The sequence below is a fragment of the Spirosoma aureum genome (assembly GCF_011604685.1).
GTDB classification, from domain to species: Bacteria; Bacteroidota; Bacteroidia; order Cytophagales; family Spirosomataceae; genus Spirosoma; species Spirosoma aureum.
Window position 1 is genome coordinate 6,624,231 of sequence record NZ_CP050063.1, and the last position, 26,572, is coordinate 6,650,802.

The window sequence follows — 26,572 nt, forward strand, 5'->3', positions numbered from 1 at the left end:
CCCTGTGTTCTTTGTGTCCTGCGATTAGGTAGCCGTGTAGCAAACAGACTTATTCTAGTATGAAAATTGCTTACTCTCAGATGCCAAACTTTCGCAGATTATATACGAAGCTTACCAGCACATACTGGCGAAGCACCCGACTCTGTACGTCTTCCAGATAGGTATCGGTTGTGTTTCGAACCAGGCTCCGGTTCTGATTGAGCAGATCAAACGCCTGTATGCGAACTTCGCCCGTATTTCCTTTAAAAAACTGCTTTGCCAAGGTCACGTTCCAGAGCGCAAACTGCTGGTTATAACCCGCCGACTGACCCGATGTTGCCGTATAGGTCAGATCGCTCGTCAGCACGAAGCGAAACGGCAGCTGCCAGTGAATATCGGCGGTGGCATAGTTGATCCAGTAGGACGTATTTTGCCGGGGAAGCAGTGAATAAGTTGCCGTCTGGTAAGTCAGATTACCGCTCACCCCATACTCAAGTTTGCCGTTGAAATTCGACTGCAACCGAAGGCCCTGCCCAATACTCCGGTTATGCGACACATTGCTCTGCTCATTGACAAAACTTACAGCCCGTGAAAAACCGGCATTCGTTGTCAGCGTCATGCTCATTTTAAGAGGTTGAAGTTTCCGGCTTAGCGATAGAACCCCATTCGCTGACCAATAGCCACCAGCATTAACAGGCCGGGTTGTTTGCACGCCCGCGCTGCTTACGTTTGTGGTGGTAGCAATCCGATTGTTGCTCTGATTTAGACTGGCGAACAGAAACAAGCTTTTACTTCCCTGCGAACGTGAGCTATTAAAGGTCAGCGTAACATTATTATAATATTCCGGTCGCAGAGTCGGATTACCCATGCGAACGTTCAACGGATTGGCGTTATCGATAATGGGTTGCAACTGCGTGATGGATGGTGCCGTTAATCGGGTCCGGTATTGAAGGCGTATATTACGATTTCCCGAAAACGTGTAGGAAAACAGTGCGCTGGGCAATACGTTCAGGTATCGGCGGCTAAGGCTGGTATCGACCGAGCGGTTTTCAACACGGAGTTCGGCCTGCTGCACATCGAAACCCAGCGCATAGGTATAGCGTAGTCGGCGCGTCTGTAGGGTAGCCCCCGCCTGATGGGTGGCAAACACGCTGCCGAAACGATTGCTTAACCCCGGATTAGGGCGATCATATAGCCCGGATGCTTCATTGAAGTCAGCGACATCCCGTTCAGCACGGTTTCGACTATTGGCATAGGCATACCTAAATTCAAGCTTTCGGGTCAGTGATAATGGCTCCGTAAACGATACAGTCAGCGTGTTCTGAAGCGCGTAAGTCCCTTGATTATTGCGCTGATCAAGCCGGATTTCATTCGGATTGGCCCCCGTAGAATCATAAAGGCTATTGACCGATTGATTCAGTGCGTTTGTACTGCCATTGTTTAAAACCGTATTCAGGTTGACCGAAAGCGACCGGCCTTCTCGCCGGAATTTGCGCATAAGCAGGAGGTTGTTGTAGACAGTTTGTCCATTTCCGGTAGAGCTATACTGTGTTTCTCCCGTGTTCAGCAATTGCGGATTACGCCCCGGAATGCCGGGCAAAACGGATCGACTGGCCAGCTCACTCGTATAGCCTGTAGTTTGCCACGAAAGATTGGGCGTTAAACGAAGGCTCGTCAATGAATCGAGTTGCCAATCAAGCCGACCATTGAAACGATGTGTTGTGACACGATTCTGCGAATAATTGTGCTGGTCGGTCAGAAACGATTGCTCGGGTAAAATACTCTGGCGGTGGCTTTGCTGATCAGTTGTTGTGATGGCCTGATTCATAAAGTAGCTGGTAGCTACTTCGGCCCGACTCCCCCATTTGTCGCGGTAATTCAGACCCGCGGCTTTTGTTTCAATGATATTGGTCGGTGTTTGGTTAACACCTGGTGAAATTCCACCAGGTCCGCCAACAATTACAGGTCCACTAGCCGCACCATCGCCCAGGGTAAAATTCTGTTGGTTCAGGTTATTGCCCTGCCCGATAACGGAAAGCTGACGCCCATTATTAAACCGATTCAGGCTCAATCGTCCCTGATACCGCGTCGGACCACCATCCCGGTCAACACCCGCACCCACCGAATTCTGGCCAAAATACCCCTTACGCTTGTCTCGTTTGATGGTCAGGTTGATCGTCCGCTCCCGATTGCCATCGTCAATCCCCGAAAATTGAGATTGATCCGAAGACTGATCATACAACTGCACTTTATCCACAATGTCGGCAGGTAAATTACGGGTTGCCATTTTAGGATCATTCCCGAAAAATGGTTTCCCATCGACCAGAACCCGGTTTACGGTTTGCCCCTGCGCCCGAATGGTTCCGTCACGGCTTACTTCAACGCCCGGTAATTTCCGAAGCAATTCTTCAACCTGTGCATTCGGCTGCGTTTTAAACGAACCCGCATTAAACTCCAGCGTATCACCCTTAACCTCAACAGGCGTTCGCTCCTGTTTGACGACCACCTCGCCCAGCGTACTCGACTGTTCGACCATAATAAGCGTTCCCAGGTCAGCATCCGGAGTCTCGCGATTGACACTTACGCTGCGTGATGCGTTCCGATAGCCCAGAAATGTAACCAATACCCGATAATTTCCGGCCGCTAGGTTTCGAAAATGAAACAGCCCATCACCGTCGGTAATCGTAGCCATAACATAGGCTGAATCATGAGCGCTCAGTAAGGACACCGACGCCGACCGTAAAGGTTTTCCGCTTATTGAATCAGTTACCGCACCTTGAATTCGCAATGCTCCGGCGCTTTTTTGGGCAAACACGCCCTCGATCGTGCCCAGTAAAAGCACGACAACAAATAGGAAGGATTTCATGGATAGCGTGTGTGCCGTTGAAGTCTGGAAGGATTAATTTCGTTCACCCATCATCAATTGCTGGCGAAAATCAGCGGCTGCTTTCTGACGAAGGTCGGCCAATTGGGCGGCAGTAACTGTTTCTGCGGTTGTAACTGGTTGAACATCTTTCGCATCCACAGCAGATGTACTGACTTTTGTAGCTCTAAATTGTTCGCGGCTGCTTTCGATGAGCAATACGGCGCCCGCTTCGGGCGTCAGTTCCTGAATTGGCGAGTACGTAAACGGCAATTCGGTCGTGAACCAGACCGTATAGGTTTCCTTGCGAAACGGTATGGTTGCTTTTCGGCAGGTAAAGCCAGCTATTTTCTTTGTCTGATCGGTTAGCTGCCAGTCACTTGCCCGTTGCAAAGGTGTTTCGGCCCGATAGTTTTTCGCTTCTTTGTCTTTGCCAATTGTCAGTATGGTAATTGCTTTCTGCCCATTCAGGTCTAAAAACACCTGCTCCTCAAACGGACGCCCCATATTTGTTGTCTGCGGTGCTGCGCCACCACCGCCCAGACCAACTCGCACAACCATACCCTCTTCGTCGCGGTTTACTTTGGCAAAATTGCCAGCAACCAGCAATTTTTGGCTGAACGTGCGTGTATCGGGAATATCAGCAGGGAAATTCGGATCGCCCGGTTTAACCTGTTCACCGTTTATTATGATACGCATGCTGTTGGGATCGACCTTACGAACCACTTCATAGGTAATCTGTCCTGACCATTGAGCCGCAGAAACGGTTTGGGCTAAAGCAGGACGCGACATCGTTGCCAGTAGAGACAGGATAGTTGCTAAAATAGAATACGTTTTCATACGTAATTGCCTGGTTTGATTTGACGGATCAAAGTTCAGGCGATGCTTTGTAAGACACTGCTATATAGTGTTAAACAGTGTTAACACCCTTAGTAAAGGACGTCCGAAGAATGTAGATTTGTCTATGAATCGGCGCATTCGTTCTATATTCTGGCTGATGACGGCCTGCATTGTAGGCATCAATGCCTTCCAGGCCTACTGGCTTTGGAAAAATTACCAAATTGACCGTCAGCAATTTAGTCAGACGGTTCAGGATGCCTTGTTTCAGGTACTGGAACAGCAGCAGGTTGGCGAAGCCCGGCGTCTGCTTGGCAAAAAGCTTCGGGGTCGTACGGCCCCCGCCGATAGTCATAGTTCACGTATCATTATACGCCAGTATGGCTCCGAAAGCCAACAGACACGGGTATTCTTCTATGATCAGCCAGAAAGCCTGTCAAACAAGCCAAAGGCAGGCAAACAACCGACTAAGCGCCTGATCGTTACATACAATACCAATCAACAACGAGCCGAAAATTCACCCCTCCAACCGGCCGATTCAATGGCCCGACGAATCTCCAGTCTGGTTATGCTCAACTGGGCTGGCGGTAAAAACCTGAATCTGTTTAAATTGAAAAATGACTATCGGACCGAGCTTCTGCGACGCTCTATCGACACTGACTTTCAACTCGATACTGTCACAATTCATCCGCGTCATGGCCAGAGCGATGTGTTGATCTTTAAAAATGATGGGCAGCAATCGGGTCCAGATAAAAGGCTTCAAACGTCACCATTGCCGATCAATCCCGTTCAGAATCTCTTCGTACAGGCGTCATTCACGACGCCGAGTTTTTACCTTCTGCGCCGAATGGGCTGGCTGTTGGGTGGTTCGCTGCTCCTGTTATTGCTTACAACGGGCTGTTTCCTGTTTATGCTGTCGACGATCATGCGACAAAAAAAGTTATCGGAGGTAAAAAACGACTTCATCAATAACATGACGCACGAACTGAAAACGCCCATCGCTACCGTGACGGCAGCGATTGAAGCACTCCAGAATTTCGGCGCGCTGAATGATCCGCAACGGACACAAAACTATCTGGCTATCTCCCAAAATAACCTTCAACGACTTTCTGACCTTGTCGAGAAAGTTCTGAATCTGGCCGTCGAAGAAAAACGAGAACTTACGCTCCGACCCGAATTGGTCAATCTGGCCGAATTAGCGCACGATCTGATTACGAACCATCAACTTCGTGCACCCAAACCGATCGCATTTGTTGCCGATATACCAGCAGAAGCATCAGTGCTGGTCGACCGTGTCCATTTTGGCAACGCGCTCAATAATCTGATTGATAATGCCATCAATTACTCGCGCGATCAGGTTCATATTCGGCTGGCGTTTCGACAGAATAGAGACGGTTGGCAACTGTCGGTTATCGATGATGGCATTGGCATCTTGAAAACCTACCAGTCAGCTATTTTTGACCGTTTCTTTCGCGTGCCGACCGGCAATTTGCATGCGGTCAAAGGATTTGGCCTGGGATTGGCCTATGTTCGCCAGGTGGTTGAGCGACATGGCGGTCACATTCAGGTGCAAAGCGAACCAGGAAAAGGAAGCGAATTTATCTTATTGTTCACCAATCATTGACGGAGTTTTCAGTGTATAGTTTCCAGTACGAAAAGCGGTATGGTAGCCCAAAAGTGCCTTCACTATAAACAACAAACTGAAAACTGAAACTTATTGTATGCCAACCGTTCTGTTAATTGAAGATGAGGCCGCTCTTGGCATGATCGTCCGCGATAGTCTCGAAGTACGTGGTTTTACGGTACGTTATGCCACCAATGGTGACGAAGGTCTGGCGATGTTTCGGCAGGAACGGCCCGATATCATTGTAGCGGATGTCATGATGCCTCAAATGGACGGGTTTACATTAGTTGAACAAATTCGCAAAGTTGATACCGATATACCGGTTCTGTTTCTGACAGCCCGCTCACAGACAGCCGATGTGGTGCGCGGCTTTGAGCTGGGTGGTAACGATTACCTCAAGAAACCATTTAGTCTCGACGAATTGATCGTCCGAATCAATGCTCTACTTCGACGGGCAATGGTCCCTCAATTGCGCGTTCAGCCGGTATCTGATTTTTTACCGATTGGCCGCTATCAGTTTGACCCGCCCAAGCAAAAATTAGTCTTAGATAGTCATGAAGTGTTGCTTTCGTACCGGGAAGCTGAGCTACTCCGACGGCTCTATGAACAGCGAAACCAGGTATTGGAACGAGCTGTCGTTCTGATGGAGATCTGGGGCGATGACTCCTTTTTCAATGGCCGTAGTCTGGATGTATTTATTACGCGACTTCGGCGTCACCTCCGCGAAGACCCTCAGATACAGATTGTCAATATTCGTGGTATTGGCTATAAGCTGATCATCTAAGCCTTTTTTAATTCAGAATAATCATCTCTCATTCAATTAGTTACATCGAGTCTGTTTTAATAAACAGACTTCAGTACCCGTATGAACCCGTTAGCCCGGTTTGAAGGCACGTTCGTGAAAAACGGTATCCAATTAAGTTATCATTAAAATGAAACGCTGGTTCAACTTTCATCGTATCTGGTGAGAAGAACATGCTTTTCTTTTATCATCAAACGCGGTTTTACAGTCTCAAAAAACATCATCCACTTATCCTGTTTTTGTTCAAGTAGAGTGTGATGACGAAACGCCGGATCGCTTTGAATCCGGCGTTTTTTGTCAAAATTCGGGTAAAGTCTTATTCATTTTTCTACTTACGCAACCCTGTAACCCAACTTCGCGTACTGTAAGATACCATGGCGTGCATATCGCGTCGTTGGGTAAATGTAAGTAGTGGGCAAACGCCGGGCCTATGATGAGCCTGGCGTTTGTTTAGTAATAGATTACGTTAAACCTCAGTTAAAAAGAAGGTTAAAGGCATAACAACCAGTGCTGTTAATGAGTATTATATATGTAGACAATACAGGTAAAATAAAAAACGCCCAGACGCATGAATTGGGCGTTTTTTTTATTGGCTCCGCAACGCAGCGGAGCCAGGCCACGTACTGAATGGGGAGTGTAGGTCTTTTTACAGCGGTGGCCTACAATGGTGTGGATAATTGCCTAAACGCCGAACCAGATGCGTTCGGCGTTTTTTGTAGACAATCGACATACCCCAATACTGGTTTTTGTAATAAATTCAGGCGAATTACTAAACACTAGCCTGCTTAACTGCGAATGAGGCTACCAACTGACTCATCACGAATAGTACCCTGAACTTTTTTAAGCTTAGTGTTCTGCTGTATAACATCAACGATCAGACGAGCCCGTTCAAGATACTTATCATCGACTTGCCCAGACTCAGCAAGTTCAATGTATCGCCGTGTAATCTCAAAGCGGATATAATCAAAGTGATCTGTCATAACATCTTTACGAATGTATACCAACGTACGTATATAGTCAGAGGTTAGATTACCAGAAAATACTTTTGCCAGAAGTAATTCTATTTTCCTATAGCTTTCTTTCTTGTGATGGGTATCCTTATTGCAACAGGTATATTTTTAGCAGGTTTGTATGGGTGTTATGCGTTGACAAAGCGAACCTGATCTTATAGAAATTAGGTGGATACAAAAAATAAAATTAAAAACGCCGTCGTAGTAACTCTCGGCGTTTTTGTATCTTCTTTTCTAAAAGGTAAACAAATTTTCAATTAAACGACTCGATCTTTTTTTGTTAATTAGAAACTCATTATCAATTACTTTACTCTACAAAGGCGTCTTATTTTTCTGATTCAAAGATCGCCATTGCCTTATCAATCGTTTCGTCTTCGACTCCGCCAACTATTAATTCGTCATCATTAGCCACATTGCTAATGATCGTTACGCCCGCCATATCCAGGTTCGGATCGACCAGGAAAAGAGCAGCTCGAAACCGCTCTTCGATTCGGCGATTTAAGGCTTCATTTACGTCTTGCGTAAGTTTGCCAGCCAGTTCAATATCTTTCTCGTTACCTTCCATTCTATGCGTTTAATAATTCCGTTAAGTTATTCAAAACATGCACTGCTAAACCGCGATCTATTAAATAAGTAGGACATTAATATAATCTTTTTAATAATCAATCAATTAGGGTAAAAGCCAGGCATAATATGCCAGAATAACATTCAATTAATCAACACTACTATCACCATTAGGTACAAAACTTGCTTATATGTTGCACAAGGCGAATGTCTACAAATTTTATTTTATATGTGCAATATAATACTATTTCAAAAGGAAACTATGACTTTTCTATGTGCGTTTTTTTACATTTAAATGAAGAATCAATAAGGTAGCCGATCCATAATTCTGGAATATTTTTATTAGTTATTCTTTAGATAAGTCTTGTCATTCCAGCCAACAATAGTCCATAACGCTTTCATTACCAATCTATTATATAACAAAAAATTGAATAATTTTACGTAGTATAATTTATTATCAATGCTTTATCACAAAGCAGATTTGCCGAAAATTCTCAAAGTATCTAATTATAAGATGCAACACTAGCCTTTATATACCAATTATAAAATAAAAAATACTTATCCTGTAATTCAGTCAAGATAGACTCGAAATTTTATATTTTACAATACAATAATTATAATAAAAACAATGATATTAGGTCCGATATTCGTAGCCAACAAAATAATATATAGGAATAGCCATTGTATATACTAAGCTATCGACTATCTTACCGGTAAGTAACGGATATGGCATCCTATTTATAACTGGCTTTTTTCTTATCGCCTTTCTTGAAAGTTCCAATGCAATCGGGTTTGATTTATCATCGGCTATCGGGATCATTTGTGCTTCTACTGACCCTTATTATATCTAGTAGGGTGTCTGTCTGGGCGCAAGCCCTAGTATTGCCACAACCTGAGGCAATAACCTTTCGCCAGGGTTTGCCGCAGGCTTTTGTTCCATCGATCGTACAAGACCACCAGGGTTTTATCTGGATGGCCACCCGCGATGGACTGTGTCGCTACGATGGCAATAATTTTAAAGTATTTCAGCCCAGATCCGACGGAAAGCCTGGTATTACATCACCTAGTCTTTTCGGATTAAGCCTTGATCCGCAAGGTCGTATCTGGATATTCAGCGATCAGAACGACATTGATATTCTTGATCCAGTTCGTGAAAAATTTACAAATTTTTCTCAACAGCCCACTTTCAAAAAGATGTTTGGTCGTGATCGTATCGATGCACATTATATAGACAGGCAAGGACGTTTATGGCTTAGTTTTCTTTCAAATAAGGTTGTTTGTATCGATCCAGCCACGAATCAATACAGGCATTACAAACGTCCTGGCTATTTCCCAACATTCAGCGCCTTTCTGCAAGACAAACAAGGCACAATGTGGATGTCCAACAGAGTAGGTTTATACCGGCTTGACCAACGTATCGATCGTTTCGTTCCCTATATACTGCCCGACAATGATATCAAAGGTATATTCGTACGCGCTACTAATGACTTGTTCGTATTGTCAAGCCGTTCGGTGATGATAGTCAATCCCCAAACGAACCAGATCAGGTCGGTTGCGTTACCGGCTCATATTAATGTTTCTTCAGTTTGGCACCATAGTCGTATTGTTGCTGATAGCCAGGGCAATGAATACTTTAATATTTATCATTTGCTCTATCGTTTCAACGACAGGAAGGGAATTGATTTAGTAACCAGGTTAGACAATCAGAATGCTTTTCGAGGGTTGCTTATCGATCGCTCTGATGTGTTATGGGGTGGGACAAATAAAGAAGGTGTCCTTAAATACAACCTTAAAACCAACCTGTTTAGAGCAATGCCCTATCAACATGGCTTTTATCAGGATCTTTTGGTTCAGAATTTGGGGCTGCCGACTGATCAATTACCTCCCATACCCAACGATGCGATCCCCTATAAATTTCGGTACACATTCGATCAGTCAGGAAAAATGTGGTTCAACATAGATAATAGTCAGTTTTATCAGATTGATTTCCAGACAAAGAAGCTCACAACCGTTCCGTTTCCGTTTCCAGTTCCACTGGCCTTGCGACACCTCTGGACGGTCCCGGTCACGTCAATGGCCACCGACCCCGCAGGACGCATATGGATAATGACTGATTCGCTTGCCTTGTGGTACGAAGACGGGAAATGGCACCCATTCCAACATCCAATTCGATCCGGGAACCGACGTGGCAATCAGCCATTCACTAACGCCAGCACGCTCACTAACGGCATTGAAGGAGAGATGCTGCAAATTGTGGTCGATGAAAAGGCAATTTGGGTAGCAACTAATATACAAGGACTTTACCGCATCGATCGAGCGAGTGGCCGAATCAAACAATATAAACACCAACCCACCAACCTGAGATCAATAAGTAGCAATCAACTCTTTTGTCTGTTTGATGACCCATTCGACAAGGCAATTTTATGGATTGGAACTTTTGGCAATGGTCTATGTCGGTTCGACAAACGAACGGGCAACTGCCGCCGATTTACCAAACAGAACGGTTTACCCAACAATGTAATTTATACCGCTATTACTGATAACCAGGGTTTTCTCTGGATTGCAACCAATCAAGGTATATGTCGAATGGATCGACGTACATTCAAAACAAAAATTTATACACACGAAGATGGCATTCTGGAAGATGAATTCAATCGGTTTCATTACCTACACCTTCCAGATGATCAAATTATTCTGGGCGGCTTAGGTGGGCTTACGTCTTTTTATCCGAAAAAATTACGTGATGATGGTTATCAGCCATCTGTACAAATTACCGATATTCAGATTAACAATCAGCCGCTTCTACCTGAACAACTACCCGATTCATTACCCGTACAGGCAATCAACCATCTGGATTTACCTTATAACCAGAACTTTTTAACGGTTTATTTTGCCGCTTTACAATATAATAATCAGCCCAAAATTCGCTACCGATACCAGTTGGTCGGATTAAATAAAGAATGGGTTGAAACCAGCCATCCCAAAGCCGAGTATACTGATTTACGATGGGGCACTTATGTACTCAGGCTTAATGCGTCCAATACGTCGGGGATATGGAGTAAACACATTCGTGTATTGACCTTAGCTATTCGCCCGCCCTGGTGGGCTACCTGGTGGGCTATTCTGCTATATATTGGTGCCTTGGTAGGTGTGATTTATGGACTGGTCCGTTCTTATGTTACCCAGCAGGAAGCGATGCAGCTCAAGGCAATCGATGTGATCAAAGCTCGCTTCTTTACCAATATCACCCATGAGTTCCGAACACCATTAACCTTAATTCTGGCACCAGCAGAAAAATTAAAACAGCGGCTTCGCCATATTGACGATCGGCATCAGCTTGATTTAATTTATCAAAATGCAACTCAGCTACTAGGCCTGATTAACCAGTTAATGGAACTCTCTAAAGCAGAGGCTCATGCACTGCAGATAAACGAAAGCCAAGGCGATCTGGAAGCACTTATAACCCAATTAATACAATCTTTTGAATACCAAGCCAATACAAAGGACATTCAGCTGGATTTGCATGTTCAAAATTTACATTCGGCCTACTGGTTTGACTCCGGCAAACTAGAACGTATTGTCTCTAATCTGGTGGCGAATGCCTTAAAATTCACACCAGTAGGCGGTAAGGTAACCGTCGATTTAATGCCTGTTCAGCACCTGGATTCACCTGAAAAGAGAAATTCTAAAACTACCCATAACTCATGGCTTCAATTAACCGTAACTGATACTGGTTTTGGCATTCCAGCAGACCAGCTTCCACGAATTTTCGACCGATTCTATCAGGTTGACAATTCCAGCACTCGCCAACAGGAAGGTACTGGTATTGGTCTGGCACTTGTTAAAGAGTTAGTTGAAGTACAATCAGGAACTGTTCAGGTTTTCAGTAAAATAAATAGTGGTTCGATCTTTACCGTCAATTTACCATACCGTCCTGCTACTATTTCTGAGATAGTTCAGTCGCTACCAACGACCGTCGAATCAGAAGTTCAGGAATCCGACGAAGAACAACAGTTTGATGATGCTCCGATTGTATTGATAGTAGAAGATAATCTGTTGCTGGGCGATTTTATTGCCGATAGTCTTCCGTCACATTATCAAATTCACCGTGCCCTTAACGGGGCGGAGGGTTTAGACCAAGCCCTTATGCTTGTTCCTGATTTGGTGATCAGCGACGTACTGATGCCAATCATGGATGGGTACACACTTTGTAAAAACGTAAAAGAAGATCCGCGAACCAGTCACATTCCCGTTATTCTGCTAACCGCTAAATCGTCGGTCGAGAACCGGATTGAAGGTTTGTCGTTGGGAGCCGATGATTATATTGGAAAACCATTTCATGTTCAGGAGCTTGAATTACGCGTCCGAAACCTGTTAAAACAACGTCAGCAATTACGCGACTGGGTACTTGCCAGTGTTACCAATCCCGATCCACTACCTGACCCTCCCGCTCCTACCGATCCGTTATTGGAGAAGCTTGCCCATGTAGTTGAGAAACATCTCGATGATGCGAGCTTCGGGGCCGAAGAACTTATCACAGAAAGTGGTTTGAGCCGTATGAATTTACACCGTAAGTTAAAAGCATTGGCTGGTACGTCTACGGGCGAATTTATCCGTAATTATCGCCTGAAACGAGCTGCCCAACTATTGCGCCAGGGACATACTGTTTCTGAGACTGCCTATCTTGTTGGCTTCGAAGATCCCTCTTATTTTACCCGTACTTTTCGCAAAGTGTACCAAATGACCCCATCCGCCTTTTCTAATAAAAATTAAGAAAAAAATATACACAATACAATTATCAATATACTTATCCTGCGATTTTTAGCATAATTTTTATTCTATTGGTACGTAAGTACCAGTATTTGAGATAAAAATACCGGTATTTATACCTAAGCCTGCAGACCTTTGTCACTCGCGTTTTACTAATAGACCAGCGCGGGTTATAGATGATATACCTAAATAATACCTACGGAAACTACTCCATTTCATTTTGCAACACTACCGTCGCCAATAAGTCTTTACGCTATTAGGATGTAGAACTATACGCATCTGATCTGGACACTGTTTCATATAGGCTAACCAAGCTCCTCTGTAACGAATAGACTATTGTTTCATTCTCTTCATTCTTTTTGCTTTTCCCTACTCACCATGACAAAGTATCGCGCACTAGACCAACAATCCGTGACTTCCTTTCAAAACGCAGAGGCTATCGACACCTTCGATAACATCTACCATCACTACGTGAATCGAGTCTATAATAAGTGCCTGACGATGACCAACGACCCCGAAATGGCTAAAGATTTCACCCAGGACATTTTCATTAAAGTCTTTATGAAGCTCAAAACATTTCAAAATCGGTCGGCCTTTTCTACCTGGCTCTATGCCATTTCCCATAATTACTGCATCGACCACATTCGCGCCAGCAAACGCACTGAGCCTTTGTCGGATGCTGTAATGAAGGATGTCGCGGAGCAAGACCTGTCACCTCATGAAACTGTGATAAGCCAATGGCGTGCATTAAGTCTATTTCTAACTAGCCTGCCAGACGATGAGGTGGACATGTTGCGGCTCAAGTATGAGCAAGGAGTTTCGGTCAAAACGATCAGTGAGTATTATAATCTCTCGGAGAGCTCCATCAAAATGCGCTTAAAGAGAAGCCGGGATAAACTCCGCGCTCTGTGTATAACCGCCATTTCTGACCAGGAAAAGCAATTTCAGAAACCCGTAAATTTCTAGAGTGGAATTTCATGTTTCAATAAGAGTGCCTATTACGCTTACCTAATTTAGTATTACTACCCACCGGACGATGAATCCCCAGTTGTAGCCATACGCTGGGGATATTTTTATTGTGTTTAGGCTATTAAGATCTATCAATTATTCTCTCGCATAAAACTATTTTACACAGTCCTTTTGCTGGGCTGGAGGGGTCGTGAATCAGACTCAAAAAAATAGCGTAAAGCAATGGATCATGCCTTAAATGACCGTAACCCAGCTAAAATCGGAATGATCCTAACAGGGTTACGGTACTGACCATTTGTCAAAAATTTTACTTTATTTCGCCTACCATATCCTCAGGCTTCACCCATTCGTTAAACTCCTCTTCGGTCAAATAACCGAGTTTCAGAGCCGTTTCTTTTAGGGTTGATCCTTCTCGGTGAGCCGTCTGTGCGATTTCGGCTGCTTTATAATAGCCAATTTTTGTATTCAGGGCCGTTACCAGCATCAACGATGAGTCAACATGCTTTTTGATGTTGGCTTCGATCGGTTCGATCCCTTCGGCACATTTGTCATTGAACGATACGCATACATCACCAATGAGCCTGGCAGAATGTAGAAAGTTATAAATCATGACCGGCTTGAAGACGTTCAGTTCGAAGTGCCCCATAGCACCACCAAAGTTGATCGCAACGTCGTTACCCATAACCTGCGCAGCTACCATGGTCATGGCTTCGCACTGCGTTGGGTTCACTTTACCGGGCATAATAGATGAACCAGGCTCGTTATCGGGAATATGCAATTCACCAATACCGGCACGCGGTCCGCTCGACAACATCCGAATGTCATTACCGATTTTCATCAGGCTTGCTGCAACGGTTTTTAGTGCCCCGTGCGCTTCAACAATTGCATCGTGAGCCGCCAGTGCTTCGAACTTGTTTTCGGCAGTAATGAACGGTAGGCCCGTTACGTTGGCAATGTGTTTCGCTACGTTTTCTGAATAATTCGGGGGCGTGTTGATACCCGTACCAACAGCCGTTCCGCCAAGTGCCAGTTCGCTCAGGTGAGCCAGCGAATTATTGATGGCCCGCAAACCGTGATCGAGTTGCGACACGTAGCCAGAAAACTCCTGACCAACTGTCAGGGGCGTGGCATCCATGAAGTGCGTCCGCCCAATTTTGACGATATGCATAAACTGCTTCGACTTGGCAGACAGCGTATCGCGTAGTTTTGTGATGCCGGGAATCGTAACGTCAAGCAGAATTTTGTAGGCAGCAATGTGCATCGCCGTCGGAAACGTATCGTTCGACGACTGTGACTTGTTCACATCATCGTTGGGATGCAGAAATTTCTTTTCGTCAATGAGCTGGCCACCGTGCAACACATGCCCCCGATACGCCACTACTTCATTGACATTCATATTTGACTGGGTGCCTGAACCCGTTTGCCAAACCACAAGCGGAAACTGATCATCGAGTTTCCCGGCCAGAATTTCGTCACATGCCTGGCCAATAAGATCACTTTTTTCCTGCGACAGTACTCCTGCATCGAGATTGGTTAATGCAGCTGCTTTTTTGAGGTACGCAAATGCCCGGATAATCTCGCGCGGCATTTTATTGATATCTTGGGCAATTTTAAAGTTCTCGATGGAACGCTGGGTTTGCGCGCCCCAATAGACGTTGGCCGGAACCTGAACCTGGCCCATCGTGTCTTTCTCGATGCGATATTCCATGTATAGACTATAGATATAAGAAGTTAGACAAAAGACTGTCTCAAAATTCGTCGGCAAAGGTAGGGTGAGGCTCGTGTTTTACCATGCTGTTTGGCAGGTTTCAATGTCTCACCAGACACAATTGCCAACTAACATTTTTCATGTCGATCAAAAAACACCGAAAAATGGTTAGTTTAATCGATAAGCATTCCCGATACCAAACGTCATGACCACCTACAAACTGCCCCATAAAATTGCTGCCCGGCAGCATGAAATAACCGCTGACTTCATGGCCGTTATAGATCGTCATTTGGCTGACCTCCTGGAAGGGCGCGTTACTGACATGTACGAGATTCGGGATATTGCCGATGAGCTGCATATTCACCCAACCCACCTCAGCAATACCATTAAACTAACAACGGGCCAATCGCCCTGCTACTTCTTCGAGAATAAGATAATGGCCATTGCCAGAACTATGCTGCGCGACAACCGGCGCACTATTGCCGATATTGCCATGACGCTGACTTTCGATCCATCTAACTTCACCAAATTTTTCAAACGCTTTCAGGGTGTTACTCCCAGGCAATACCGGGAAGCCATTTTGCAGGAAGCATGGGAAAAAACTGAAGCTATCACCATTTAATCTGAAACAGTCACCATAAAGTGCCGAGCCGCGTCCTGCAACTTTGTGCCGTCAATCAACAACAAACAAGATGGCAACTGAAAACAAAATTGCAGTAGTAACCGGTGGTAGCCGTGGTCTGGGTAAAAACATCGCCTTACGCTTAGCTACTGACGGTATAGATATTATTTTAACGTATCGCTCCAAACAGGATGAAGCCGAAGCCGTTGTTCAGGAAATCGAACAGAAAGGCAGGAAAGCCGCTGCACTCCGCCTGGATACGGGCATAGTCAGCACCTTCAATTCATTTCTGGAACAGGTATCTGCTACCTTAAACGAAAAATGGGGCCGATCTACTTTCGACTTTCTGATTAACAATGCCGGGATCGATGCCGCTTCTCCTTTTGCGCAGACAACCGAAGAAGACTTCGATAATCTGTTCAACATTCACCTCAAAGGAGTTTATTTTCTAACCCAAAAATCCCTACCACTTCTCGCCGACAAAGGTAGTATTGTTAACGTATCGACTGGGCTGACCCGATTCACAACACCGGGCTATGCGGCCTATGCCTCCATGAAGGGCGCCGTTGAAATCTTCACCAAATATCTGGCAAAAGAGTTGGGTTCACGTGGTATCAGGGCAAATCTGGTAGCACCGGGTATCATTGAAACGGACTTCACCAAAGCAGCTCGAGAGGCCCATCCCGAACTCGAGGCATTTATTTCCTCACAAACAGCGCTTGGTCGGATGGGCCTCCCCGACGATATAGGCGGTGTTGTGGCATTTCTATGTTCGACCGATGCCCGCTGGGTAAACGCCCAACGGATTGAAGCTTCGGGCGGTATGTTTTTATAGGAATTGAATAAGAATTGCAGTATATGGCCTGTGTCCTCCACAGGCCTTTTTCATTACGGGGGCTATACTGGTCTGGATTCGAACGCTGAACGTTTCGAAGAAAAAATTAACCGAAGAAAATCCAGTCGTTGCCCCTGAGCGAATGTTCTATGACTGCCTGTTCAGCAATAAATAGGTGAAAGAATCAGCATACTTGTCAAAAAGTCTAACAATTCTGCAAAATGATGGGTTACTTTTCTAATCTATTTGAATTAATAACTAGAAACATAGAATTCATCTCAATTCATTGAAAAACATGGCAAAATCTGCTTTTCTCCTGCTCTCTCTGCTGGCTCTGACCACAGCTTGTTCAAGCACCAAAACCGAGTCGACCGAATCATCTACGACAGTAACGGATTCCAGCTCGACTATGTCGTCAGATTCAACATCAACGATGTCAACTGACACGACGATGGCAAAAGATACAACGAAGAAGGATTCGATCAAATAATCGATTCAATTCTATAAGTTTCAAAAAAGCCCCAGCAATGGAGGCTTTTTTGTTTTATAGCTGTTTCTAATCGCCGGAAAAGTAGCCCCGGCTGGCACATTTAAACCGTATTCAAACCGATAAGACAGGGTTTTAACCGTTGATTAAGTAGTCTGCCGGTCGATGGTGCAACTTTTATAGTTTTAGGCACTCTTTTTAACCCACGGTTATTAAAGACTATGGTTTACGAAACCTGGCTCTTCCTCTTTCTGGGTATGATGGCGGCAATACTATTGTATAATATTGTACAGTGGTGCTTTTATCAAGAACGAATCTACGGGCTCTATACGGTTTACCTGTTAATCTGGCTAGGCTATTTCCCACTACGATCGAGTAGTATCTTATCCGACAATCTTGCCGATTTTGTGCGAATTACGGGTCCAATGGTCGCCTATATCGTTTATTACGACTTTACAATCGCCTTTTTAAATCTTCGGGAACATCGCCCTAATTTATTACGCCTGTTCCGCATGACGCAAACAGGACTGGCAGCTTATATTTTACTTGAAGTTGGTTTCTGTTTTTTGTCTGATTATTGGGCCCTGCCAGTTCATGAGCTTATCCATACGCTGGTCCGAACCGGAATGGTCATTTTATCCGGCTACATCATCATAACGGTTTATAAGCGCAAAGACCCCATTGGGCGTTTTTTTATTACGGGGTCAGCTATGCTCGTGTTGGGTGCGTTGATTGCAATGTCTCTCACAATGATACGACCGGCTAATGATCTGGATGGGTTCTGGCTAGCCCCCCTTACCTATCTACAGCTAGGAATCGTACTGGAATTAGTGTTTTTCTCACTCGGTTTAGCGTATCGCCATCGCCGTGATGCAGTCAAGAAAGCCCTTTTTGAGCAGGCACTGAACCGGGAACGCAGGCAAAGGCTACGCGACCAGACCGTTGCCAAACAGACCGTTCAGTTGCTCGAGCACGAAGTAGCCGAGATGCAAATGCGGGCCTTGCAGGCCCAGTTAAGTCCTCACTTTCTGTTCAATAGTCTTAACTCCCTATCGTCGCTGATTGCTGATGAACCGACTAAGGCCGAGCGGTTTGTTGATGAACTGTCGAATGTTTACCGCTATTTACTTCAGGCTACCGATCAGGAACTTATATCACTGGCAGCGGAGATTAAGTTTATCAATTCGTACTATCACCTCCTGAAAACACGCTACGATCAGGGAATCAATCTGGAAATCAACATCGATGATAGCGACAAAACGTGCTTAATTCCACCGCTGACCTTACAACTATTGATTGAAAATGCGGTGAAACACAACATTGTTTCTGCCAGTAACCCATTAGTCATTCAAATTTTTACGGACAACGATGGCTTTTTAAATGTTCGTAATAATCTCCAGCGGAAACGGGTCAACCGGCTCATGTCGACCAAAAAAGGTCTTCAAAATATTAAATTAAAATTCCAGTTATTAAATCAACCCGACATTTACATCTCCGAAGAGAATAAATTATTCAATGTAGCCGTGCCCTTAATCCCCTCAAGGGAACAGATCGCCTATTAATCATTGACGTAATATTAATTACGGTGAACCCTATACGACGATTCCTTATACATACGCCTAAGTAAGTCACAAGTATCAGCCTAATTGTGTCTAAAATTTTACATTATGACACAGTAGTATTACTTATTTTTCTATGTGTTACCGTTTACTCACTTCATTTTGCAAAATAGCCCATTATTAACTTATTTACAAGAAGTTAGCTAGACACATAGTTAGCTGTATTCACACACCGTAATGACTATTTCTCTACCTTCTCTCCCGAGTACTAATCCTGCTTTTCCCAAATTTAAACACCGCGAGCTTCAATTTCTCCAATTAGCCTGTTCCGAGCTAACCTATGTCCAGATTGCGGACAAAATGTGCGTCAGTCCACGCACCGTAGACGGTTATCGGGAAGTGCTATTTGAGCGATTACAGGTAAAAAGCCGCGTTGGACTGGCCTTATGGGCGGTGAAAACTGGATTAGTGGTTTTGTAAAGCGTCAAACGCTATCCTTAACCAATTTTATTCTTCAGATCGTCGCCAGCAATGACCGTACTCATGTATCGATAGCCATTGCTGGCTTCTTTAAAGCGTGGATCAGTCTTTATCAGTTTCATAAACTGTTTATGTTCGTCTGTCGCTCGGCCAACAAGACAGCCTGCACTAGCCTTGCCGATATTATCGGGGCTCGCATTGTGTCCTGAATGCTGATTGATTCCAAACGCACTACCCACATCAATCTTATCGCCGGTACGTTTGCCATCCTGATTTAAATCCCGAAAAACAGCTACGTTAGCAACCTGCACCAAAGCCTCGTGAGCCGTTGGCGTGCCCGCTTTATGAATGCCTACCCGCCACGATTTGTATTGATCAAATGCAATTCGTGCCGCTCCTTCGGGATTTTCGGGGTGGTCGGTGAAAAATTTTCCTGGCTCAGTTGTTGCCAATACATTCAGTAGAATCTTAGGCTTTCCATTTTCTATCGCTAAAACAACCCGGCGGTCATTAAATTTATTGAACACATCAGCGTTTGGTTCACCACTCTCATCGGCACCTTCTACATAAACTATTGTGAGAAACTTTGGCAGCCTGGCAAACCAGAAATTACGTAACTGCATATACTTCACAATACGGCTGGCAAAATCAGCTCCCAATGTCAACGGTATAAATGTATCTTGACTGTGCTGGAGTAGCGATTGGGCCAGATCGACATTAATCGTTTCTTCAAGAAGAATACCTACCTGTTTGGCGTAGGTTCGCAACACCAGAGCGGACACTGGACCAAAATCGCCATCGATCGGAGGATCTAAACAGCCTAGTTTAATCAGTCGCGACTGTAGATCACCGACTAGCTCATGGTCGAGTGCTAAATCGCGGAGATTAACTCCCAATCCGTTAGCAACTAGTTCCTGCAAAGTCATATGTCAACAAGTTTAGTAGGATTGAATTTAGTCGGCCTTTCGCTCAGCGGTGTACCACGGTTTTTAATCCTTCTGCTACTAACCGTGGTACACCGCTGAGCGAAATGACTAATCACCATAAACTGTAAAATACCAGAACGATGGTTAAACGCTACAATCAAATTTCCAACAATTCCCGGTATTAATTAACGGGGTAAACACCCTTTTTGCCATCCGTAAAACCACGCATTTGTATCAAGATTAGCGCCTATCCAGGCTTAGGTAAAGCTTTTGGATTTGTCTCATGAGAACTTCCTGCCGAACACTATTCCAACAATTCCCTAATTTAGCCCCGACATTTCCAGCGTCCTTATGAACCCATTCCCGATTCATGACATTGCCAAACTCATCGATCATGCCCTGTTACATCCAACTCAGACTGATGAGGAACTTCACGCAGGTTGCCAGGTGGCATTAGCCTACAATGTGGCGTCGGTCTGTATTAAACCCTTTGCCGTTTCTATAGCTGCCAGATTACTGGTGGGTTCCAGCGTTCGGGTTGGCACAGTAATCGGTTTCCCGCATGGCAGCAACGCGTTAAGCCTTAAACTGGCCGAAACCGTTCAGGCGTGCCGGGATGGAGCCGTGGAGATTGATATGGTTGTTAACATTGGTAAGGTCCTGAGCAATGACTGGTCGTATATTTCCGATGAAATACGGGCTGTTTTTTATACCTGCCAGGAATATGGGGCCATCCTGAAAGTAATTTTCGAGACCGACTTTCTATCCGACGATGCCCTTAAAATCCGGCTTTGCCAGATCTGTACCGAAGTCGGCGTTGAGTTCGTTAAGACCTCAACGGGCTTTGGTTTCGTAAAAGGAACTGATGGCAAATATGACTATCAAGGGGCTACCGAGCATGATTTACGATTGATGCTGACGCATGTCGGGCCAAACGTTCAGGTTAAGGCTTCAGGCGGAATCCGCACGTTAGATGAGTTACTGAAGCTCAAAGCACTGGGCGTTTCCCGAATCGGCACCTCCTCTACCGTGGCTATCATAAACGAAGCTTATAGGCGGTCAGGCATGGTTGTCCCCTCTATGGCCGTTCCGCCAATCACCGAACTCAACGGCTACTGAGCTCCCGAATCGTTCATTGACTATTTATTCCCTTTAATCAAATGCTAAACCTCGGCTTTGTATCGGCTATTCTGGCCGATTATGATTTGAATGGCGTGCTGAAATTTGCGTCTGATAACAACTTCAAATGCGTTGAATTGATGTGCTGGCCCAGCGGGAACGCCGATGCCCGTCGCTACGCGGGCGTAACGCACATTGATGTTGACAATCTGAATGTCGAGCAGATTCACACATTAACGCGGCTCTATGGTGTATCGATCTCCGGCCTGGGCTACTATCCGAATTCGCTCGACCCAAACCCTGAGCAGGCCGAGTTTTATCGGGAACATATCAAGAAAATCATTCGGGCAGCGGCCAGATTAGACGTACCTGTGGTCAATACATTTATTGGTCGCAATTGGTCGCTGAGCGTAGCCGATAACCTGAAGCTATATGCCGAACACTGGCCCGCAATCATCAAGGTGGCCGAAGAAAACAACATCCGGATTGGGATTGAAAACTGTCCGATGTGGTTTACGGACGACGAGTGGCCGGGCGGAAAAAACCTCGCCACAACCCCCGCCATTTGGGATCGACTATTTGAGATCATTCCATCGCGGGCTTTGGGACTCAATTATGACCCCAGCCATTTAATCTGGCAAATGATGGACGAGGTAAAACCTATTTACGATTACCGCGATCGTCTGTATCACATCCACCTCAAAGACGTTAAACTCTATCCCGACAAATTAAACCGGGTTGGCATTATGGCCAATCCCCTGGAATACCACTCGCCCAAACTCCCCGGTCTGGGTGATGTTCGCTGGCGCAATTTTTTTGCGGCATTGACCGATGTCCGCTACCGGGGCCCGGTTTGCATCGAAGTTGAAGATAAAGCCTTTGAAGGCAGTGCCGACGATGTGCACACGGCTATTCTGACCGCCCGAAACTACCTGAGTCAATTCTTAGTGTTATGATAGAAATCGGTAGTTGATTTGCTGGATATACGACAAATCAACTACCGTAAACCGATCCTGCCTTGCGCGACTCGATTAACCAACTCGACACTGATCTGTTTTTGTGGCTGAATGGCCTCTACGCATCCTGGCTTGATCCGATCATGATCTTTGCAACGGAGCGAAACACGTGGTTTCCCTTCTACGCACTGCTCATCGGCTGGCTCGCCTTCCGCTATCGGAAACAGGCGATCTGGATGGTGTTAACCTTAGCCGCAGCCGTAGCGATCAGCGACCAGACCGCGTCGGCTCTGCTAAAGCCACTCACTCTTCGGTTACGTCCCTGCCATGTTCCCACTCTGCAAAAGCTAATTCATCCCGTACTGGAATGCGGTGGTCTATACGGATTCGCGTCTTCACATGCAGCCAACACATTTGCCCTCGCAACGGGACTCTGGCTACTGATTGGCAAGCAATATCCGTGGACAAAATGGATTTTTCTATGGGCCATCTTCGTTTCGTATAGCCGCATCTATGTGGCGGCTCACTATCCGCTCGATGTGCTGACCGGAGCCGGAATTGGTGTATTGGCAGCCACTTTATGTGTGTTTATCCTACGCACCATACAGGGTCAGTTTACTCATCGAAATGCAGTCTGAAGCCATAGACAATGTTACCGTTGCCAAACTTTTTGATGCACTTTATCCAATAATACAACAATCATTTTCTGATTCGGTTTCGCTGATACCCGGCTCATTCATTAAGGCCACAGGGTATACATTGCCATATGCGAACCGAAGTAAATCATCTTCTGGATTACCCGATTTTATTTCCTGCTCCCCCCTCCCCATTGCTGCAACTAAGTGTAATTGTTCCGGTTCGCAATGAAGCTCACCACCTGACTCAAACACTGGACGCCCTTCGTAATCAACAGGATGCGATGGGCACTCCATTGAATCCGGCCATTTATGAAGTGTTGCTCCTGGCCAATAACTGCACCGACCAATCGTATACTGTTGCCAACCGGTATCAGCAGAAATACCCGCATTTCCCATTGCATATTGCCCAAATTGAGCTACCCGCTGCCAGGGCAACGATTGGTACAGTTCGACGACTTCTAATGGATGAAGCACACCGTCGGCTGACCAGTATCAGTCATTCGTTTGGTATCATTGCGTCAACCGATGGTGATACGGTAGTCGATAGCCGATGGATTTATTACATCATGATCGAAATAGCCAACGGAAATGACGCTGTTGGCGGCCGGATACTGACTCATCCTGATCCTGGTAAAGTACGTCTCTATCACCTGCGCGACGTGATGTATCGGACACTGGTGGCCAAAACCGAAGCGTTACTTGATCCTTCTCCCCACGATCCATGGCCCCGACATTTTCAGCATTTTGGAGCCAGTATTGCGGTTACCTGTCGGATGTATGAGCAGGCGGGTCGCTTACCGGAAAAGCCTTTTCTGGAAGACGAAGCTTTCTATAAAGCACTGCTTCGGAGGGATGCCCGCGTCAGGCAAAGTCCAGCGGTAAAAGTATTCACATCAACTCGTATGGACGGCCGTGTAGCGGTTGGTTTTTCCGAACAATTGCGCTATTGGGCTGATCTGAATCAGGCTGGAAAGCAGCAAATTGTCGAACCAGTCGACGCAATCATTACGAAGTTTCAAAACCGTCAAAAGCTTCGTGTGTGTTGGCAAAACAGGCAACAGTCGCTATGCATGAATGCCCTAGCCCAGATTGCGCTGGATCTGCGTTTAGATGTAAACTGGCTACATGATGAAATAAGGGGAAACAGCTTTTTCGGACAATTGTGGGAGCGAATAGAAGAAAAAATGGCTCAGGGCGATTGGGCTAAACATTGGCCATTGGTGCCAATTACAACCGCCATTCAGCACTTGCGCCACTTTTGTAAATCGTATACTTCTTACTGATCTCTGCTGAAAAGATCCAGTCTGTATTTATCTGTTCGTTGTCCTGACAGATGAGTTAGCGGTTTGCCCTCACCAGCCGCTTCCATAAATTGTTCATGAACCTGATCGCCAGTCAACGGATAATCATGCACGAAGGGCGTCCAATGCACCAGTAGCAAGTGGCCTCCAATTTCCAGATGATCAATCATCAATTGCCTTGCCCGTTTTAAATCATCCAGCACCAGATAATACCCAACCTCCGATAGCAAAATAAGGTCGAATTGTTGATCTGGGAATTCGTTCGGAATAGCCATCTGCCTGATTGTCACCTGCGGATAAGCAGCCAGTCGCTTTCGGGCAGTTTCAAGTGGCAGCTCACTGGCATCAACAGCCAGTAGTTTGTCACATCGTTGTGTCAGCATTTCGCTTAACACTCCAATGGAACAGCCAATCTCAAACGCGTTTCTGTAGTGATTTTTCGATAAAGCAGCCAATGTAGCTTCGTACTTGGCCTTTTCATAAGGACTCGTCTCAAACGACCAGGGATCATTGCTGGCTCGATAAACATCATCGAAATAGGTGGTTGGCAGACTTGGCATGGTTCAGTAATTCGTTAGATCTCTTCCAGAAATAATTCACGGGGGGCATCAAAATGCGTCAGTAATTCAGGCGAAAGGTAAAAAGCTGTGGGGTCATCGTTGATCAACCGGCTAACCTGCGAACGGTGGCTCGCAATAGCCTGTTTACGCTGATCCATTACCTCCTCAATGGGTATGCACCATACCTTCATCTCATCGGCTCTGGGCATATCATTTTCATCGCCCAGCTCCCACAACCAGATCAGATATTCCAGCACTCTGGGACGGTCAGAAAAGTGCCCCAAAGCTGCCATCAGAATTTGCCAGGATGCCCGATGATCCCGGTGTGGGTCACGACGCCAGGGAACCAATATCGTCTGAGGGTTAACCTGTTTAAGCAATTCATAAACAAAATCAACCGATTCGTTGAAACCAGCACTACCCGGCATGGGAACCTGTGTATCTTTCTCACGCATAAATGTGATGTTATCCGGCGATACATGCAGCATACGAAGGGCATCCCGCGCTTCTGATTCACGTAACTGGCGTAGCCGTTCGGCAGGATAAGCCAATGAATTGGGATGCGACATTGTCCCATCGCTCACAAACAGAACATGAACGCTATAGCCTTGCTGGCGCAGTAGGGCAATGGTGCCCCCACAGCCAAGTGATTCATCATCGGGATGGGGTGCTATCACTAGCAGATTACCAAGCTCGGCCGGGTCGATGGTAAGAGCCAGACCTTCCAGAAAATGGGCTTTATCAACGCCAGAGATCATGGGCATTCACTTGATTGTTGAGTACATAATGACCAATCGCAGCGATCGTCGCATCGGGAGCAGGCTGGCGGAGGTAGAATGTCAGATCCCGGTGAAGGCGTTCAAACGGAAGTGGTCGCATAAGCCCCCTGGCCCCTATGGAACGTTCGGCCAGTTGCATCACACGCAGACAGATTTCTTCAATGGCCGTTCGGGTCATATTGGCGTAAGCAACAATCCGATCGGTTTCTTTTTCATACCCGAGCCACTCATCCGTTTTTGCTCCCGCCATTGTAATCCACTGGTTACCAGACTCCACCAGATAAGCCATTTCGGCCAGTCGTGTCTTCTGAAACACATCATCGGTACGATTCATCGACGTCAGAAGCGTCCTTGTTTCATTCAATAAAGCTTCGGCCCCGCCTAGCTGAACAGCCGCAAACCGGATAGCTCCGCCACTAAAATAGGGCTGACGAAAATAATCACCGGGCTGACCCAACAAATCAGCCTCGTCAATTTCGACACCAGTGAAATCGAGTTTATAACTGACCGACGCCCGCATACCCAGTGGCTGCCAGAAAGTGTTATCCTGCGTAATCGGCTTGACACGTTCCGTCGGAATAATACACATTTGCCATCCGTGAGTGTCGGCCCCGACTAGTTCACCCGTCACAAGTGGGCGATGAATCCAGCCCGCTCCGGAACAAAACGTTTTCGCCCCTTCCAGTCGATATCGACCTTCACCGATGGCATGAATCCGAACGCCATCGTCGGCCTGTGTATTCCAGACACTAAATAACCTATTGTATGCCTGAGCGTCGTCGTTCCAGATTCGTTCCTGATCGGGTCTGGCGTATAAAGCAATTAAGTTGAGTGCATTGATATGGCCTTCATAAATCCGCCCAACGGCCAGATTTCCGGTTCCGATCCGCTTCAATAAATGCAGCAATTGCACCATAACAGGCAACCTTCCATCTAACTCCCGACCCGGTAATGTCACCGCCAGCAATCCCGCTTCAGCCAGCCAGTCAAAGGCAGCTTCGGGAAAGGTTTTATCGTCATCTGTTTGATCAGCACTACCGGCGAGTCTGCTGATTAATTCGTTCATTTTACCGGTATCAGCCAACCATGACGTTTTTGATGATGTGGTCGTTGCGGTGTTTATCATATTTATCAGAAGCCATTGAGCGACGAATTGTTTTGCACATGACATCCATCTATTCAGT

The 26,572-nt window shown here is 45.8% G+C and carries 21 protein-coding genes; 13 read left to right on the plus strand and 8 right to left on the minus strand.

The window, feature by feature from the left end; translation table 11 throughout:
* Positions 1–76 precede the first annotated feature (76 nt).
* Entirely contained in the window at positions 77–2,845 is a 2,769-nt protein-coding gene (locus G8759_RS26375) for a TonB-dependent receptor (RefSeq protein ID WP_167215077.1), read from the minus strand.
* A gap of 33 nt (positions 2,846–2,878) precedes the next feature.
* A complete protein-coding gene (locus G8759_RS26380) occupies positions 2,879–3,682 on the minus strand; it encodes a GLPGLI family protein (RefSeq protein ID WP_167215080.1) in 804 nt (267 codons plus the stop codon).
* Between the two features lie 124 nt (positions 3,683–3,806).
* On the opposite strand from G8759_RS26380, the gene G8759_RS26385 reads away from it, so the two are divergent.
* Entirely contained in the window at positions 3,807–5,303 is a 1,497-nt protein-coding gene (locus tag G8759_RS26385; protein ID WP_167215083.1) for a sensor histidine kinase, read from the plus strand.
* Positions 5,304–5,400: 97 nt separating this feature from the next.
* The gene (locus tag G8759_RS26390) at positions 5,401–6,087 is read left to right on the plus strand and encodes a response regulator transcription factor (RefSeq protein ID WP_167215086.1); all 687 of its coding nucleotides are present in this window, start codon (positions 5,401–5,403) and stop codon (positions 6,085–6,087) included.
* A 1,353-nt stretch (positions 6,088–7,440) separates the two neighbouring features.
* On the opposite strand, the gene G8759_RS26395 is transcribed toward G8759_RS26390, so the two are convergent.
* Entirely contained in the window at positions 7,441–7,680 is a 240-nt protein-coding gene (locus tag G8759_RS26395) for a hypothetical protein (RefSeq protein ID WP_167215089.1), read from the minus strand.
* Between the two features lie 917 nt (positions 7,681–8,597).
* Here G8759_RS26395 and G8759_RS26400 point away from each other — a divergent pair.
* Positions 8,598–12,452, plus strand: coding sequence for a hybrid sensor histidine kinase/response regulator transcription factor (locus G8759_RS26400; RefSeq protein WP_167215092.1), 3,855 nt, complete (start codon positions 8,598–8,600; stop codon positions 12,450–12,452).
* Positions 12,453–12,827: 375 nt separating this feature from the next.
* Complete coding sequence (locus G8759_RS26405) at positions 12,828–13,415, plus strand: RNA polymerase sigma factor (RefSeq protein ID WP_167215095.1); 588 nt, start codon at positions 12,828–12,830, stop codon at positions 13,413–13,415.
* 310 nt (positions 13,416–13,725) lie between these two features.
* Here the strand turns inward: G8759_RS26405 and fumC are convergent, their stop codons facing one another.
* The gene (gene fumC, locus G8759_RS26410) at positions 13,726–15,126 is read right to left on the minus strand and encodes a class II fumarate hydratase (protein WP_167215099.1); all 1,401 of its coding nucleotides are present in this window, start codon (positions 15,124–15,126) and stop codon (positions 13,726–13,728) included.
* A gap of 205 nt (positions 15,127–15,331) precedes the next feature.
* Between fumC and G8759_RS26415 the strand changes: the two genes are divergently transcribed.
* The 5 genes from G8759_RS26415 (at position 15,332) to G8759_RS26435 (ending at position 19,109) form a co-directional block, all read left to right on the plus strand.
* On the plus strand, positions 15,332–15,748 hold the full coding sequence (locus G8759_RS26415) for a helix-turn-helix domain-containing protein (protein ID WP_167215102.1): 417 nt from the start codon (positions 15,332–15,334) through the stop codon (positions 15,746–15,748).
* 70 nt (positions 15,749–15,818) lie between these two features.
* Entirely contained in the window at positions 15,819–16,583 is a 765-nt protein-coding gene (locus tag G8759_RS26420) for an SDR family NAD(P)-dependent oxidoreductase (RefSeq protein WP_167215105.1), read from the plus strand.
* Between the two features lie 295 nt (positions 16,584–16,878).
* Positions 16,879–17,073 carry a hypothetical protein gene (locus tag G8759_RS26425; protein WP_167215108.1) on the plus strand — a complete coding sequence of 65 codons (195 nt, stop codon included), beginning with the start codon at positions 16,879–16,881 and terminating at the stop codon, positions 17,071–17,073.
* A gap of 218 nt (positions 17,074–17,291) precedes the next feature.
* Positions 17,292–18,632, plus strand: a complete 1,341-nt coding sequence (locus G8759_RS26430) for a histidine kinase (RefSeq protein WP_167215111.1) — start codon at positions 17,292–17,294, stop codon at positions 18,630–18,632.
* Positions 18,633–18,866: 234 nt separating this feature from the next.
* Positions 18,867–19,109 carry a response regulator transcription factor gene (locus G8759_RS26435; RefSeq protein WP_167215114.1) on the plus strand — a complete coding sequence of 81 codons (243 nt, stop codon included), beginning with the start codon at positions 18,867–18,869 and terminating at the stop codon, positions 19,107–19,109.
* 17 nt (positions 19,110–19,126) lie between these two features.
* Here G8759_RS26435 and G8759_RS26440 read toward each other — a convergent pair whose 3' ends face one another.
* Entirely contained in the window at positions 19,127–20,035 is a 909-nt protein-coding gene (locus G8759_RS26440) for a peptidoglycan-binding domain-containing protein (protein WP_167215117.1), read from the minus strand.
* A 351-nt stretch (positions 20,036–20,386) separates the two neighbouring features.
* Here G8759_RS26440 and deoC point away from each other — a divergent pair, with 351 nt between their 5' ends.
* From deoC to G8759_RS26460, 4 genes are all read left to right on the plus strand, one after another.
* Positions 20,387–21,154: a deoxyribose-phosphate aldolase gene (gene deoC, locus G8759_RS26445; protein ID WP_167215121.1), complete on the plus strand. Its 768-nt coding sequence runs from the start codon at positions 20,387–20,389 to the stop codon at positions 21,152–21,154.
* A gap of 41 nt (positions 21,155–21,195) precedes the next feature.
* Complete coding sequence (locus G8759_RS26450; RefSeq protein ID WP_167215124.1) at positions 21,196–22,110, plus strand: sugar phosphate isomerase/epimerase family protein; 915 nt, start codon at positions 21,196–21,198, stop codon at positions 22,108–22,110.
* 62 nt (positions 22,111–22,172) lie between these two features.
* Positions 22,173–22,748 (plus strand): phosphatase PAP2 family protein, encoded by a 576-nt coding sequence (locus G8759_RS26455; RefSeq protein WP_167215128.1) that lies wholly within the window; start codon positions 22,173–22,175, stop codon positions 22,746–22,748.
* A gap of 128 nt (positions 22,749–22,876) precedes the next feature.
* Complete coding sequence (locus G8759_RS26460) at positions 22,877–24,031, plus strand: glycosyltransferase (protein ID WP_167215131.1); 1,155 nt, start codon at positions 22,877–22,879, stop codon at positions 24,029–24,031.
* Here G8759_RS26460 and G8759_RS26465 read toward each other — a convergent pair.
* Genes G8759_RS26465 through G8759_RS26475 form a run of 3 tightly spaced genes read right to left on the minus strand, consistent with a single transcriptional unit; the run spans position 24,025 to position 26,454 of the window.
* Positions 24,025–24,609, minus strand: coding sequence for a class I SAM-dependent DNA methyltransferase (locus tag G8759_RS26465; RefSeq protein WP_167215134.1), 585 nt, complete (start codon positions 24,607–24,609; stop codon positions 24,025–24,027). The two genes, G8759_RS26460 and G8759_RS26465, sit on opposite strands and share 7 nt — an antisense overlap.
* A 14-nt stretch (positions 24,610–24,623) precedes the next feature.
* Entirely contained in the window at positions 24,624–25,373 is a 750-nt protein-coding gene (locus tag G8759_RS26470) for a PIG-L deacetylase family protein (protein ID WP_232073955.1), read from the minus strand.
* Positions 25,351–26,454: an acyl-CoA dehydrogenase family protein gene (locus tag G8759_RS26475; protein ID WP_232073956.1), complete on the minus strand. Its 1,104-nt coding sequence runs from the start codon at positions 26,452–26,454 to the stop codon at positions 25,351–25,353. The genes G8759_RS26470 and G8759_RS26475 overlap by 23 nt, the downstream gene beginning before the upstream one ends.
* Positions 26,455–26,572: the final 118 nt, after the last annotated feature.

What these genes read in the sequence shown, in the direction of transcription:
- G8759_RS26440 (WP_167215117.1), bottom strand. Translation starts at nt 20,035, where the DNA reads ATGACTTTGCAGGAACTAGTTGCTAACGGATTGGGAGTTAATCTCCGC.
- G8759_RS26380 (WP_167215080.1), bottom strand. Translation starts at nt 3,682, where the DNA reads ATGAAAACGTATTCTATTTTAGCAACTATCCTGTCTCTACTGGCAACG.
- G8759_RS26475 (WP_232073956.1), bottom strand. Translation starts at nt 26,454, where the DNA reads ATGAACGAATTAATCAGCAGACTCGCCGGTAGTGCTGATCAAACAGAT.
- G8759_RS26450 (WP_167215124.1), top strand. Translation starts at nt 21,196, where the DNA reads ATGCTAAACCTCGGCTTTGTATCGGCTATTCTGGCCGATTATGATTTG.
- G8759_RS26420 (WP_167215105.1), top strand. Translation starts at nt 15,819, where the DNA reads ATGGCAACTGAAAACAAAATTGCAGTAGTAACCGGTGGTAGCCGTGGT.
- G8759_RS26470 (WP_232073955.1), bottom strand. Translation starts at nt 25,373, where the DNA reads ATGCCCATGATCTCTGGCGTTGATAAAGCCCATTTTCTGGAAGGTCTG.
- G8759_RS26460 (WP_167215131.1), top strand. Translation starts at nt 22,877, where the DNA reads ATGCGAACCGAAGTAAATCATCTTCTGGATTACCCGATTTTATTTCCT.
- G8759_RS26385 (WP_167215083.1), top strand. Translation starts at nt 3,807, where the DNA reads ATGAATCGGCGCATTCGTTCTATATTCTGGCTGATGACGGCCTGCATT.
- fumC (WP_167215099.1), bottom strand. Translation starts at nt 15,126, where the DNA reads ATGGAATATCGCATCGAGAAAGACACGATGGGCCAGGTTCAGGTTCCG.
- G8759_RS26435 (WP_167215114.1), top strand. Translation starts at nt 18,867, where the DNA reads ATGACTATTTCTCTACCTTCTCTCCCGAGTACTAATCCTGCTTTTCCC.
- deoC (WP_167215121.1), top strand. Translation starts at nt 20,387, where the DNA reads ATGAACCCATTCCCGATTCATGACATTGCCAAACTCATCGATCATGCC.
- G8759_RS26465 (WP_167215134.1), bottom strand. Translation starts at nt 24,609, where the DNA reads ATGCCAAGTCTGCCAACCACCTATTTCGATGATGTTTATCGAGCCAGC.
- G8759_RS26430 (WP_167215111.1), top strand. Translation starts at nt 17,292, where the DNA reads ATGGTTTACGAAACCTGGCTCTTCCTCTTTCTGGGTATGATGGCGGCA.
- G8759_RS26425 (WP_167215108.1), top strand. Translation starts at nt 16,879, where the DNA reads ATGGCAAAATCTGCTTTTCTCCTGCTCTCTCTGCTGGCTCTGACCACA.
- G8759_RS26415 (WP_167215102.1), top strand. Translation starts at nt 15,332, where the DNA reads ATGACCACCTACAAACTGCCCCATAAAATTGCTGCCCGGCAGCATGAA.
- G8759_RS26405 (WP_167215095.1), top strand. Translation starts at nt 12,828, where the DNA reads ATGACAAAGTATCGCGCACTAGACCAACAATCCGTGACTTCCTTTCAA.
- G8759_RS26390 (WP_167215086.1), top strand. Translation starts at nt 5,401, where the DNA reads ATGCCAACCGTTCTGTTAATTGAAGATGAGGCCGCTCTTGGCATGATC.
- G8759_RS26375 (WP_167215077.1), bottom strand. Translation starts at nt 2,845, where the DNA reads ATGAAATCCTTCCTATTTGTTGTCGTGCTTTTACTGGGCACGATCGAG.
- G8759_RS26395 (WP_167215089.1), bottom strand. Translation starts at nt 7,680, where the DNA reads ATGGAAGGTAACGAGAAAGATATTGAACTGGCTGGCAAACTTACGCAA.